Annotated in this window: 17 protein-coding genes and 1 pseudogene; 14 read left to right on the top strand and 4 right to left on the bottom strand. The window is 43.4% G+C overall.

The genetic code is table 11. The annotated features are described in order from the left end of the window. Nucleotides 1–14: 14 nt before the first annotated feature. On the bottom strand, nucleotides 15–962 hold the full coding sequence (locus HC733_RS08770; protein ID WP_190364673.1) for a chemotaxis protein CheV: 948 nt from the start codon (nucleotides 960–962) through the stop codon (nucleotides 15–17). Between the two features lie 202 nt (nucleotides 963–1,164). Here HC733_RS08770 and HC733_RS08765 point away from each other — a divergent pair, with 202 nt between their 5' ends. Beyond that, a complete protein-coding gene (locus HC733_RS08765; RefSeq protein ID WP_190364672.1) occupies nucleotides 1,165–2,229 on the top strand; it encodes a potassium channel family protein in 1,065 nt (354 codons plus the stop codon). Beyond that, entirely contained in the window at nucleotides 2,226–2,444 is a 219-nt protein-coding gene (locus HC733_RS08760; protein ID WP_190364671.1) for a hypothetical protein, read from the top strand. Before HC733_RS08765 ends, HC733_RS08760 begins: the two co-directional genes overlap by 4 nt. On the opposite strand, the gene HC733_RS08755 is transcribed toward HC733_RS08760, so the two are convergent. Continuing rightward, nucleotides 2,441–2,890, bottom strand: a complete 450-nt coding sequence (locus tag HC733_RS08755) for an EVE domain-containing protein (RefSeq protein WP_190364670.1) — start codon at nucleotides 2,888–2,890, stop codon at nucleotides 2,441–2,443. The two genes, HC733_RS08760 and HC733_RS08755, sit on opposite strands and share 4 nt — an antisense overlap. A 149-nt stretch (nucleotides 2,891–3,039) precedes the next feature. Between HC733_RS08755 and tesB the strand changes: the two genes are divergently transcribed. Then, nucleotides 3,040–3,900 (top strand): acyl-CoA thioesterase II, encoded by an 861-nt coding sequence (gene tesB, locus HC733_RS08750; RefSeq protein WP_190364669.1) that lies wholly within the window; start codon nucleotides 3,040–3,042, stop codon nucleotides 3,898–3,900. 44 nt (nucleotides 3,901–3,944) lie between these two features. Here tesB and plsB read toward each other — a convergent pair whose 3' ends face one another. Further along, nucleotides 3,945–6,371, bottom strand: coding sequence for a glycerol-3-phosphate 1-O-acyltransferase PlsB (gene plsB / locus HC733_RS08745; protein WP_190364668.1), 2,427 nt, complete (start codon nucleotides 6,369–6,371; stop codon nucleotides 3,945–3,947). A 362-nt stretch (nucleotides 6,372–6,733) separates the two neighbouring features. Between plsB and rpsJ the strand changes: the two genes are divergently transcribed. The 11 genes from rpsJ to rpsQ are packed head-to-tail and all read left to right on the top strand — an operon-like array spanning nucleotide 6,734 to nucleotide 11,698. Next, the gene (gene rpsJ, locus HC733_RS08740; RefSeq protein ID WP_005495349.1) at nucleotides 6,734–7,045 is read left to right on the top strand and encodes a 30S ribosomal protein S10; all 312 of its coding nucleotides are present in this window, start codon (nucleotides 6,734–6,736) and stop codon (nucleotides 7,043–7,045) included. 27 nt (nucleotides 7,046–7,072) lie between these two features. Then, complete coding sequence (rplC, locus tag HC733_RS08735) at nucleotides 7,073–7,708, top strand: 50S ribosomal protein L3 (protein WP_190364667.1); 636 nt, start codon at nucleotides 7,073–7,075, stop codon at nucleotides 7,706–7,708. A gap of 17 nt (nucleotides 7,709–7,725) precedes the next feature. Then, nucleotides 7,726–8,328: a 50S ribosomal protein L4 gene (gene rplD, locus HC733_RS08730; protein ID WP_070986413.1), complete on the top strand. Its 603-nt coding sequence runs from the start codon at nucleotides 7,726–7,728 to the stop codon at nucleotides 8,326–8,328. Further along, on the top strand, nucleotides 8,325–8,627 hold the full coding sequence (rplW, locus tag HC733_RS08725) for a 50S ribosomal protein L23 (protein ID WP_070991183.1): 303 nt from the start codon (nucleotides 8,325–8,327) through the stop codon (nucleotides 8,625–8,627). Before rplD ends, rplW begins: the two co-directional genes overlap by 4 nt. Before the next feature lie 17 nt (nucleotides 8,628–8,644). Further along, nucleotides 8,645–9,469, top strand: a complete 825-nt coding sequence (gene rplB / locus HC733_RS08720) for a 50S ribosomal protein L2 (protein WP_171626149.1) — start codon at nucleotides 8,645–8,647, stop codon at nucleotides 9,467–9,469. 16 nt (nucleotides 9,470–9,485) lie between these two features. Further along, nucleotides 9,486–9,764, top strand: a complete 279-nt coding sequence (gene rpsS / locus HC733_RS08715; RefSeq protein ID WP_010367084.1) for a 30S ribosomal protein S19 — start codon at nucleotides 9,486–9,488, stop codon at nucleotides 9,762–9,764. A 12-nt stretch (nucleotides 9,765–9,776) separates the two neighbouring features. Beyond that, nucleotides 9,777–10,109: a 50S ribosomal protein L22 gene (gene rplV / locus HC733_RS08710; protein WP_058031283.1), complete on the top strand. Its 333-nt coding sequence runs from the start codon at nucleotides 9,777–9,779 to the stop codon at nucleotides 10,107–10,109. A 12-nt stretch (nucleotides 10,110–10,121) separates the two neighbouring features. Further along, nucleotides 10,122–10,823, top strand: coding sequence for a 30S ribosomal protein S3 (rpsC, locus tag HC733_RS08705; RefSeq protein ID WP_070986410.1), 702 nt, complete (start codon nucleotides 10,122–10,124; stop codon nucleotides 10,821–10,823). 13 nt (nucleotides 10,824–10,836) lie between these two features. Further along, nucleotides 10,837–11,250 (top strand): 50S ribosomal protein L16, encoded by a 414-nt coding sequence (gene rplP / locus HC733_RS08700; RefSeq protein ID WP_190364666.1) that lies wholly within the window; start codon nucleotides 10,837–10,839, stop codon nucleotides 11,248–11,250. Beyond that, complete coding sequence (gene rpmC / locus HC733_RS08695) at nucleotides 11,250–11,441, top strand: 50S ribosomal protein L29 (protein WP_070986408.1); 192 nt, start codon at nucleotides 11,250–11,252, stop codon at nucleotides 11,439–11,441. The genes rplP and rpmC overlap by 1 nt, the downstream gene beginning before the upstream one ends. Further along, nucleotides 11,441–11,698: a 30S ribosomal protein S17 gene (gene rpsQ, locus HC733_RS08690; protein WP_070986407.1), complete on the top strand. Its 258-nt coding sequence runs from the start codon at nucleotides 11,441–11,443 to the stop codon at nucleotides 11,696–11,698. Before rpmC ends, rpsQ begins: the two co-directional genes overlap by 1 nt. 247 nt (nucleotides 11,699–11,945) lie before the next feature. Here the strand turns inward: rpsQ and HC733_RS08685 are convergent. Continuing rightward, a pseudogene (locus HC733_RS08685) lies at nucleotides 11,946–12,606 on the bottom strand (IS630 family transposase); the annotation flags it as partial. Nucleotides 12,607–12,766: the final 160 nt, after the last annotated feature.

The raw sequence follows: 12,766 nt of genomic DNA, 5'->3' as shown, positions 1-12,766 counted from the left end.
GTATAAATAACCAGTTATTCAGTTTTTAGCACTTCTTTAAGTCGATTTTGTATTTCTTCTACTAAGAGATCCGGCTGAAACTTAGATAAAAACGCGTTACAACCTACTTTTTCGACCATGGCATTATTAAAGCTGCCACTAAGTGACGTGTTCAAGATCACATATAAGTCTTTTAAACGGCTATCGTTTCGTATTTCGTAAGTGAGTCGATATCCGTCCATCGAAGGCATTTCAGCATCGGTGATCACGGCAAGTAGCTCTTTGTTCACATCAATACCTTCATCAGCCCAGTGTTTGAGTACATTTAGCGCTTCTTGGCCGTCGGTTGCTGGGATGATTTCAATACCCAATTGCGCCAGCGTATCCGCTACTTGGCGTCGTGCTGTGGGTGAATCATCGGCGTGTAGAATTTTTCGGCCATGAAATTCATCAATGATACTTTTATCTAGAACATCCTCCGAGATGACGACATCGTATGACACGATTTCAGCCAGTACTTTTTCAACATCAATGATCTCAACGATATGTTCTACACCGTCCCGTTTGATTTTTGTAAGCGCTGTAAGGTAATGGTTTTTGCCAACAGAGCTGGGCGTTGGCATGATATCTTGCCAAGTGGTATTGACGATTTGGTCTACCTTGCCGACTAAAAAGGCTTGTACTGAGCGATTATATTCGGTGATAACGAGGTTGCTGTCGGTATCACGATCACACTCAGGCATACAGATTGCGCGACGCAAATCAATGACCGGAATGGATTCGCCTCGAATGTTGGTAACGCCACATACTTTAGGGTGAGCGTTTGGCATACTGTGCAGGTGAGGCAACTTCACAACTTCTTTTACTTTAAAAACATTAAGTGCAAAGAAGTGGCGGCTATGTAGATGAAACAATAAAAGCTCTAATCGGTTTTCACCAACCAGTTGCGTTCTTTGATCTACCGAAGCTAATACGCCAGCCATACCTATCATCCTATTACCAAACATTATGCATCAGTATACTGAAGTTGCGATAAAATACGAGCCTTGCACCATGCTTAATAAGATAGATAAATGTATCGCAATTTTTACTTAGCTTTTTAGTAAGCATGTTGATTTGTTGAGGTTTTAAAGCGCGTAGAGATCGAGTAAGGTAGCGCTATAGAATTATAAACTGCACTACACTATGCCAATCATATTCAAACGTTTACTTGTACTGTTGCGTGCACATGTCGATAAAGCGAGCTGGCAGCTACTAAGTAGCGTCACCGTGTGCCATCTCGCATTGGTCTGGGCGCTACTTTATTACGCTGGTGAACAGGCGCTCATAGAACCCAACACTTTTATTTATTATTATATCGTTACCACTTCTACTGTGGGATATGGTGACTTTAGCGCAACAACAGAGCTGGGTCGCTGGGTTGTTGCATTGGTGCAAATTCCGTTTGGTCTTGCTTTGTTTGGTGTTTTGCTGGGTAAAGCGGGTCAATTTATGACATTTTGGATAAGAAGAGCAATGACGGGCGATAAAGATTTTAACCACCTGCGAAACCATATCATTATTTTTGGTTGGCATCCTACCAGAACTAAAAAGATCATTGATTACATATTAGCGGATGTGAAACGCCAAGATAGGCGTATTGTACTTGCGGTAGTCAATGATATTGAGCATCCGTTGTTGAGCTATTCTCAAGTTGACTTTGCGAGGCTATCAAGCTTTACTGACGACGAAGAGCTTGCGCGTATTGGCACATCCAATGCGGATAAAATCATTATCGATGGCCAAGATGACGACCAAACATTTACAACGGCGTTGAAACTCAGCCCCATGGTACAAACGAGCGCTCATATCAGCGCGCATTTTGTGGATGAAAGCAAAGTGAGTTTGCTGCGTGCCCATTGTAAAAATGTTGAATGTTCATCAAGTAAGTCGGCGGAAATTTTAGTGAGAGCGATGCAGGACCCAGGCTCTAGCCGAGTGCAAGAAGAGCTGTTGTCCACGTTGCACGGCGATACCCAATTTAGTTTGCAGCTACCTTCTGGCCTAAAAACTTGCCAATTCGGCGCTTTATTCCATTATTTTAAAGAAAAGCATGATGCAATTTTGTTGGGTGTAGCCCATGATTTAAGTGCGCAAAATATGGAGTTGAACCCGCCCTTGGATTATCCAGTGAACGCGGGGGATATCCTACATTATATTGCCGCTGAGCGGGTGCTGCCTGATGAAGTGGCTTGGCAAAGGTTATCATGAATGAACTAATTTTATTATTCATTGGCGTATCCGCCTACTTGGCACCCGTTGCTATTGTCCACAGTAGTAAGCGCACTAGAGGACATGAAAAAAACGGCTGGTTAATAGCGACTTTGCTTTTTTCATGGCTCACTCTGCTGTTGTATTTTTCTATGATACCCAAAGAAGGTATCTACGCAGAAAAAGAAAAAAAGAGCAGAACGCGACGCCGTTAATTTTGACATAGTAATTGCCACTCGCGCTCGCTCACAGGCAAGATGGAAAGCCTTCCCGCTTTTTTTAGAGCTAGCTCAGTGATATCTGGGTTAGCTTTAATAGAGGACAAAGTGATTGGCCTTAAATGTTTTACATACTCTAGCGTAACGCCGAACCACCTTGGATTTTCTATCGTTGATTTTGCATCAAAGTAATCACTTTGCATGTCGAATTGGAAAGGATCGGGCTGCGCCTGTTGAATAACTTTCGCTATGCCAACTATTGCTGGTACTTTGCAGCTAGAATGATAAATGAAAACTAAGTCATCTAATTTGACTTGATCACGCAGAAAGTTGCGAGCTTGGTAGTTTCTGACCCCTTCCCAAAATGCACCTTGCTTGCCCGAGGCTTTTAAATCATCAATTGAGAATGTGTCGGGCTCTGTTTTAAATAACCAATATGCCATGCTTTACCTGCGAGCTGTTGTTAATACTAAAATAACCCATAAGCCACCCCCTTTACTTTAATGTATCGATAGCAAGAGTGAAGATGACTCATAGCGGTTACTATTATACTATGATTATTGAATTAAACTGACGAAATTAAGAGGTCCCGATGAGTCAGGTTCTTACAGATTTACTCTCACTTTTGAAACTTGAAGAAATTGAGCAAGGCATTTATCGCGGGCAAAGCCAAGATTTAGGGTTTCCACAGGTCTTCGGTGGTCAGGTGATGGGGCAAGCACTCTCAGCGGCAAAATATACTTTGCCTGAAGGGCGCTACGTGAACTCATTGCATTCTTATTTTTTGCGTCCAGGGGATGCCAAAAAGCCGATAGTGTATGATGTGGAAGTTATCCGTGATGGCCGCAGTTTTAGCACTCGACGGGTGCGGGCGATTCAATACGGTAAACCTATATTTTATATGACAGCGTCTTTTCAAGGCGATGAGCCAGGGGTGTCACATCAAAGTACCATGCCAAATGTACCTGGACCTGAAGAGTTGAAGTCTTCAATTGACTTTTATCGTGAAAATAAAGCGTTAATTCCTGAACAATTACGCAATAAGTTTACCTGCGATATGCCGCTTGAAACGCGTCCTGTGGAATTTCAAAATCCATTTCAGCCCGAGATCACTGAGCCACAACGCCATGTCTGGTTTAAAACTAATGGGCCTTTACCTGATGACAGGCGAATTCATAACTACTTGTTGGCTTATGCATCCGATTTTGAATTTTTACCAACGGCGCTACAGCCGCATGGCCTGTCGTTTTTGCACCCAAGTATGCAAGTGGCGACCATAGATCATGCCATGTGGTTTCATAGGCCCTTTAGAATGGATGAGTGGATCTTGTACAGTGTGGATAGCCCAAGTGCATCTAATGGCCGCGGGTTAGTGCGAGGGCAATTTTTTAATCGTCAAGGTGAGCTTGTAGCATCCACCATTCAAGAAGGTGTCATGCGTCAAAGAGGCTAGTTAATGAGCCGCCGAGTTATCGGCGGCAAGCTTCATTTAATGTGTTAAAGGGTGTCTTGAATTGACTCAGAAATACTGGCGGGTAATAGCTCATTAAGGTGATGTTGCAGTGTTTGCAGTTTCTCTTGAGCGCGGATACATTGCTCGTCAGATACTTTTATAAAGCCATGTTCTTTTAAGCTATTGATAAATGCCACTAGCACCTTTTTATCAAAAAACTCAGGACTTTTGATACCATGCAAAGTACCTAGGCGATTGGCGATAATATCTGTTTCAGACTCAAGAGTTTTACGTGTTACGCCTTGATTCTTTTGTATCAAACTAACAGTGATTGCGTAACGTTCCAACGTTAACTGACTGACTTTACCTAGCATTTCCAGCTGGGCTAATTCATTGCTGCTTTTAATAACTTTGGCTGTTTTGCCATCAAATTCAATGAGGTTTTGCTGCGAAAAACACGTTAAAATTTGGCTGATATAATCCTCACGCATGGGTGTTAAAAACCATTCTTTAGCAAACAGAGGGTAAAGCACCTCAAGTAGTTGTTGGCATTCTTCTACAGTCACGCTAAAGCGGTTAAATAGCTGTTGCGCGATGACACTCGGTACAGCAAATAAGTGCACGATGTTATTGCGATAGTAATTGAACAAAGTGCGTTCCTTTTCTTTTATAGCAATAATTTCACCTAGTTCATCTGACAATACATCCAGCTTATTTAATTTTAATGCATGATTGAGGAGCTGTTCTGCAGAGTCTTCAGGTATGGTGACTTGCTCATTGTATTTTGCACTGCGTTGCAACGTGAGGTAAAAAGACATTTGCTCTAATAACTTGCGCTTGCTCAGTGCAAATTGGCTGTTACTAAGTAAAATGGTCGCTAATAAGTTAATGGCATTGAGCGCTGCTGCACTGTTAATATTGGTCATAATAGTATCAGCAAGCTCTGCCACTTGAGTGTTAAGCCACTGTGGCTTTTGAATGTCAGTTGGGTGAATGGCGTCACGCCAATCACTTTGGTGCTCATTTAAATACTGATTAACGTTGATCGGTTCACCAAAGTTCAAATAGCCGCGGCCGTAGTTTTTCAGATTCTTGATGGCTTTGAATACAGCAAAGATAGATTCGTTCTTTTTGTGGTTGCCAGCTAATTCTTTTAGGTAAGTATTGATCTCCATCACATGTTCGTAGCCAATATAGACCGGTACGATAGAAATGGGTCGGTCGATACCACGCAGCATAGACTGTATTGTCATTGCTAGCATACCGGTTTTCGGTGGCAACAAGCGCCCTGTACGACTGCGGCCTCCTTCGGTGTAAAACTTCACCGAGTAGCCTTTAATAAATAGTTGGCTTAAATACTCTTTGAATACGGCTGAGTAAAGCTTGTTACCAGCAAACGAGCGGCGAATAAAGAATGCCCCTGAACGGCGGAAAATCCCGCCAGCAGGGAAGAAATTAAGATTAACACCTGCGGCGATATGCGGTGGCACAAGTCCTTGGTGATAGATGACATAGGTCAGCAATAAATAATCCATGTGACTGCGATGGCACGGTACATAGATTATTTCATGGCCTTTGTCTGCTAACTGATGTACGCGCTCTGCGTATTTAACTTCAATACCATTGTATAGTTTGTTCCAAAGCCATGTTAGAATGCGATCGCCAACGCGCACCATGGCGTCTGAGTAATTTGCCGCAATCTCGTCGAGCAGCTCTTGTGCATTAAGGCGTGCCTCTTCATAACTTAGTCCTTTGCTTTTTGCTTCATCGGCGATGGCCTTCTTGATTGCTGGTGCGGCAAGTAAGGAGCTAAATAGTTGATCTCTTGAAGGTAGCTTAGGGCCTGTTGCTGCCAGTTTTTGACGACGAAAGTGAACACGTGCGACACGCACGAGTTTTTGAGGTAACTCGTCTACATCCGACTTATCGTTAATTAACTGATTAAGATCGATAGGTTGGCTAAAACGTACTAAGTTATCGCGGCCTGAGAACAGCACCACGAAAAACTTACGCAGCCAACTCGGTGTCAATGAATGAGAAAATAACGTACCTATACCAGGCTTTTCCTTACCTGGATTGCGACCCCATAAAATGGTGACCGGAACGATTTGCGCTTGAGCGCTTGTATCACCACACAAGGCAGTGAAGATTTCTTTTCCGGTTGCAAGGGCATTGCTCGGTTTTGCAACTGAGGCAAATAAAGGTGTGGGGTTTTGCAAAGCAATAAAGCGGTCTATTTCTTTACCTGCTAATGCTTGTGGCTGAGTAGCTCTTGGTAAGCCTACCTTTTTACAAACAGCATCAAGTGCCGCTAGGTCAGCGCGCGAATTAAGCGGAGTTACATAAAAAGTGGGTAGCTTTGGGTTTAAGTTAAACTGCTCTATCGGGTTGTCTGGCAGTAATTTTGTTTTTACAAATAATAGATTAGCCCACTGGGCAAATAGATTTAAGATTCGAGAAACAATTCTCATGACAACACCACGTTTAAAAATTTGCAATAGCATACCAAGCTTTAACTGGACTGACCATTTATAGACGTATAGGTTCGCTGTTACAGGGTTAAAAAGCAATTAAGGTGTAATTATTCGGCAATCTAAAATAACTTAGTATTCGCTGTTGCATTTATCACCAATATCATTATAATGTGCGGACTTTCTTACTACAGTGTAGTAGGAAAGATGAAACATAGGGCTTGGATTTCAAGCCAACAAACAGGAATTCCGATTTGGAATTCAATGGTAGAAATAAGGAAGCAACCAGCGAATTAGGTTTTAATTCGAACTGGGTGTTTTTTTATGCTCTTTTTAAATGCTCTTTTAATTGAGGTTTAAGAATGTCAAATCAACGCATTCGTATTCGCCTAAAAGCTTTTGACCACCGTTTGATTGACCAATCAACGGCGGAAATCGTGGAAACTGCGAAACGCACTGGTGCTCAAGTACGTGGTCCAATCCCACTACCAACGCGCTTTGAACGTTTTACTGTATTGATCTCTCCGCACGTAAACAAAGATGCGCGTGATCAGTATGAAATCCGCACCCACAAACGTCTGATCGACATCGTAGAACCAACTGACAAGACTGTAGACGCACTAATGCGCCTAGACCTTGCAGCTGGTGTTGATGTTCAAATCAGCCTGGGTTAATCGGAAGATTAGAGAGGTTTTAGGAAAATGGCATTAGGTCTAGTCGGTCGTAAAGTGGGTATGACACGTATCTTCACTGAAGATGGTGTATCTATCCCTGTGACAGTTATCGAAGCGACGCCTAACCGTGTTACTCAGATCAAATCTGAAGCAACAGACGGTTATGAAGCGCTTCAAGTTACTGCAGGCGAGAAAAAAGCAAGCCGTGTAAACAAAGCAGCAGCGGGTCACTTCGCTAAAGCTGGTGTTGAAGCGGGTCGTGGCCTGTGGGAATTCCGCCTAAATGGTGGTGAAGGCGATTTTGAAGTAGGTACTGAACTTACTGTTGAACTATTCAACGAAGTAAGCAAAGTAGACGTAACAGGTACTTCAAAAGGTAAAGGTTTCCAAGGTGGTATCAAGCGCTGGAACTTCAGCATGCAAGATGCTACACACGGTAACTCTGTGTCTCACCGTGCTCCTGGTTCAATCGGTCAAAACCAATCACCTGGTAAGGTGTTTAAAGGTAAAAAAATGGCCGGTCACATGGGTGCTGAGCGTGTAACGACTCAAAACCTTGAACTAGTTCGTGTTGACGCTGAGCGTAACCTGCTTTTAGTTAAAGGTGCAGTACCTGGCGCTATCGGCGGTGACGTTATCGTTAAACCTGCTGTTAAAGCATAAGTCCTGGAGATTTAGTGATGGAATTAGCAATTAAAGGCGCTGGCGCGCTTGAAGTTTCCGAAGCTACTTTTGGACGTGAGTTTAACGAAGCATTAGTACACCAAGTAGTTGTTGCATACGCAGCAGGTGCTCGTCAAGGTACTCGTGCCCAAAAGACGCGTTCTGAAGTGCGTGGTGGTGGCAAAAAGCCATTCAGCCAAAAAGGTACTGGCCGTGCTCGTGCTGGTACAATCCGCAGCCCAATCTGGCGCAGCGGTGGTGTGAGCTTTGCAGCTAAGCCGCAAGATCACAGCCAAAAAGTTAACCGTAAGATGTATCGCGGTGCGATTAAGAGCATCTTGTCTGAGCTTGTTCGTCAAGAGCGTTTAGTAGTTGTTGAAAACTTCGGTTTAGAAGCACCTAAAACTAAAGAGCTAGTAGCTAAGCTTAAAGAGCTTGAGCTTAAAGACGTGCTTATCGTGACTGAAGAAGTAGATGAGAATCTATTCCTTTCTGCACGTAACCTTTATAAGGTTGACACACGTGATGTAGCTGGCATTGACCCAGTAAGCCTAATCGCTTTCGATAAGGTACTTATTACTGCAGGTGCTGTTAAGCAACTTGAGGAGGCGCTAGCATGATCCGTGAAGAACGTCTTTTAAAAGTAATTCTTGCTCCACACATCTCTGAAAAAAGCACTATCGCTGCTGAAGAGAACAACACGATTGTTTTCAAAGTAGCTAAAAACGCAACTAAAGCTGAAGTTAAAGCGGCAGTTGAGAAGCTTTTTGAAGTAGAAGTAACTGGTGTTCGTACTTTGAATGTTAAGGGTAAAACAAAGCGTACTGGTATGCGTTTCGGTCGTCGTTCAGACTGGAAGAAAGCCTACGTTACTCTTAAAGAAGGTAGCGAGCTAGACTTTGTCGGCGGCGCCGAGTAATAAGGGGAGTTAGAATTATGGCACTTCAAAAGTGTAAACCAACTTCTGCGGGTCGTCGTCACGTCGTTAAAGTGGTTAACCCTGATCTACACAAGGGTAAGCCATACGCTCCGCTTTTAGAGAAAAACTCTAAATCAGGTGGTCGTAACAACAACGGTCGTATCACGGTTCGTCACATCGGTGGTGGTCATAAGCAACACTACCGTGTAATTGACTTTAAACGTACTAAAGATGGCATTCCTGCTACTGTTGAGCGTTTAGAGTACGATCCAAACCGTAGCGCAAACATCGCTCTTGTATTATATGCAGACGGTGAGCGTCGTTACATCATTGCACCTAAAGGTTTAAAAGCAGGCGATCAAATCCAGTCTGGTGTTGACGCACCAATCAAAGCTGGTAACACATTGCCAATGCGTAACATGCCTGTAGGTTCGACTGTACACAACGTAGAATTAAAGCCAGGTAAAGGTGCTCAAATCGCACGTTCTGCTGGTGCATACGTTCAAATCCTAGCACGTGAAGGTCAATATGTGACTCTACGTCTTCGTTCAGGCGAAGTTCGTAAAGTTGAAGCTGATTGTCGCGCTACCTTAGGTGAAGTAGGCAATGCTGAGCATATGCTTCGTTCACTAGGTAAAGCTGGTGCTAACCGCTGGCGTGGTATTCGTCCGACAGTTCGTGGTGTTGCCATGAACCCGGTTGATCACCCACACGGTGGTGGTGAAGGTCGTACTTCTGGTGGTCGTCACCCTGTGTCTCCATGGGGCAAGCCTACCAAAGGTGCTAAAACACGTAAGAACAAGCGTACTGATAAATTAATCGTACGTCGTCGTACTAAGTAATAGTTGAGGAATTGCCATGCCACGTTCTCTCAAGAAGGGTCCATTCATTGACCTACACTTGCTGAAGAAGGTAGAGAAGGCGTTGGAAAGCGGTGACAAGAAGCCTATAAAGACTTGGAGCCGTCGTTCAATGATCATCCCTAACATGATCGGATTGACCATCGCTGTCCATAATGGTCGTCAGCACGTACCTGTATTCGTTACAGACGAAATGATCGGTCACAAACTAGGTGAATTTGCACCTACACGTACTTACCGCGGTCACGCTGCGGATAAGAAAGCTAAGAAACGTTAATCGGAGGGTATGATGGAAGCATTAGCTAAACACAAATTCGCCTCTGGTTCGGCGCAAAAAGCACGTCTAGTAGCTGATCAGATCCGCGGACTACCGGTAGATCGCGCTCTAGAAATCCTGGCGTACAGCCCTAAGAAAGCGGCTGTATTAGTTAAAAAAGTACTTGAGTCTGCTATTGCGAACGCAGAGCACAACGAAGGTGCTGACATTGATGAGCTACGTGTAGCTACGATTTTTGTGGACGATGGTCCGACAATGAAACGTATCATGCCACGTGCTAAAGGACGCGCTGACCGCATCCTTAAGCGTACAAGCCACATCACTGTTGTGGTTTCGGATAGCTAGGAGATATAAGTAATGGGACAAAAAGTTCATCCTACTGGTATTCGCCTAGGTATCTCTAAACCTTGGGTTTCTACCTGGTACGCGAATACAAAAGATTTCTCTGCACAGCTTTTTGGCGATCACAAAGTGCGTCAATACCTTACTAAGGAATTGAAAGCAGCTTCTGTGTCTAAAATCGTTATCGAGCGTCCAGCTAAATCAATCCGTGTAACAATTCACACAGCTCGTCCTGGTGTTGTTATCGGTAAAAAAGGCGAAGACGTTGAAAAACTTCGTCAAGCTGTAACTAAGATTGCGGGTGTACCTGCTCAGATCAACATTTCTGAAGTACGTAAACCAGAGCTAGATGCACAATTAGTTGCAGATGGCATCGCATCTCAGCTTGAGCGTCGTGTTATGTTCCGTCGCGCTATGAAGCGTTCGGTACAAAATGCAATGCGCATTGGTGCTAAAGGTATCAAAGTTGAAGTAAGCGGTCGTCTAGGCGGCGCTGAAATCGCACGTTCTGAGTGGTACCGTGAAGGTCGTGTACCTCTACACACTCTGCGTGCTGATATCGATTATGCAACTTCTGAAGCGTTAACCACTTACGGTATCATCGGTGTTAAAGTTTGGATCTTCAAAGGCGAAGTGATTGGTGGTTTACCACTAGTTCAAGAGCAAGAGAAGCCAGCTAAACGTGCTCCGAAGAAAGCCAAAAAAAGTGCTAAGTAAGAGGTAGCGATTAATGTTACAGCCAAAACGTACAAAATTCCGCAAAATGCATAAAGGCCGCAACCGTGGTCTTGCAACTAGCGGTAACAAAGTAAGCTTCGGTTCTTTCGGCTTGAAAGCAACAGCTCGTGGTCGTATGACTGCTCGTCAAATCGAAGCAGCTCGTCGTGCTATGACACGTCACGTCAAGCGTCAAGGTAAAATCTGGATCCGTGTGTTCCCAGATAAGCCAATCACTGAAAAGCCGCTTGAAGTTCGTATGGGTAAAGGTAAAGGCTCTGTTGAGTACTGGGTTGCTGAAATCCAGCCAGGCAAAGTACTTTACGAGATGGAAGGTGTTTCTGAAGAGCTTGCTCGTGAAGCATTCGACCTAGCTGCTCGTAAATTACCTTTCAAAACAACATTTGTAACTCGGACGGTAATGTGATGAAAGCTAGCGAACTTAAAGACAAAAGCGTAGAAGAGCTAAATGCTGAACTTCTAGAGCTACTACGTGAGCAGTTCAACCTGCGCATGCAAGTGAGCACTGGTCAGCTAGCTCAAACTCACGAGCTGAAAAAAGTACGTCGCAATATTGCGCGTGTTAAAACGGTTATCAACCAGAAGGCAGGTGCATAATGAGCGATAAGATCCGTACTCTTCAAGGTCGTGTACTAAGCGACAAGATGGACAAATCTATCGTTGTTGCTATCGAGCGTCAGGTGAAGCACCCGATTTACGGTAAATTCATCAAGCGTACAACTAAGTTGCACGCTCATGACGAAAGCAACACTGCTAAAGCAGGCGATACAGTTACTATTCGTGAATGTGCGCCGATTTCTAAAAAGAAATCATGGACTTTAGTGGAAGTAGTTTCACGTCCTAAGCAAGCTTAATTTTAGTTTTATACTAAATTAAACTTTGTTTTCAAAAGCCTCGGCCCTTGGGTCGGGGCTTTTTGCTTTCTAGGCTGAAATTAATTAGTTACATAACAAATCATCATATAGAGTGCATTAAATTAGAATTGTGGATCTCTGTACCTATATCATGAGTAATCTTCAATTGAAAATCGGCTTAAAATTGAACACGATAGGTGCTCAAAAAACAAACATAGAAGGAAACTAATACCAATCTGCATAAAGGTTAAGTCAATTTTATCCAATCTCTTGAGCACATTTTTCTAACGCTCTCAGGAACTGAAATGAATTTGTTCCATGCTTTTGAAACTTGCTCAACAATATCTTCATAACCCTTAAATGTACGATTGGATAAACAGTGGCGACGTAGCCAACTCCAAACTTGTTCTATTGGATTCAATTCAGGTGAATAGGGTGGTAGTTTGATTAGCGTGACATTATTAAAAGGCTGAACGGTATCGAATGTATGCCAACCAGCACCATTCATAATAACAACTGCATGCTTTCCGAGTTCGGTAGCTTTCGATATTTGTTCCATATGTAATGTCACCGCTTCTTTAATTACGCAAGGTGTTATTAATGCTTCTGTCTTGCCATTTTCAGGGCAGACAGCACCAAATAGATACCCATACTCAAATTGTTGTTGCTTTACTGCACGAGGTCTTGAGCCTGTCGCAGCCCATAAACGTGTTGTTTGGTTTTTTTGACCGAAACGAGCTTCATCTTGAAACCAAACATCAATTCGCTCAAGAGGTAGGTGTCCTGGGGTGTGAAGGACCGTTTCCAATTGGAAGTTTTTTAAAAGCTTCCAGGCATTCTCTTGATTGTTTGGGGTGTCTTGAACGGCTTGTTATCCAGCTAAACCCAAGCTTTTTAAGGAGTTTGTATTATGGTCTGAGTGGTAACGAACTGAAAATTGGATAAATATAGAGTCTGTAACTAATTTTGTGTAACTGCCTATCACAACATACTCTATTGAGAGTTAATGATAGGCAGATGCAAATGAACAAAAAAGAACTTGAAGCTTTCGCAAAGGAAGCGGCCAAA

Origin of the sequence: Pseudoalteromonas sp. S16_S37 (assembly GCF_014694405.1) — a bacterium.
Classification (GTDB): domain Bacteria; phylum Pseudomonadota; class Gammaproteobacteria; order Enterobacterales; family Alteromonadaceae; genus Pseudoalteromonas.
The sequence above is the reverse complement of the archived record's forward strand: the minus strand, read 5'-3'. Positions and strand labels throughout refer to the sequence as shown.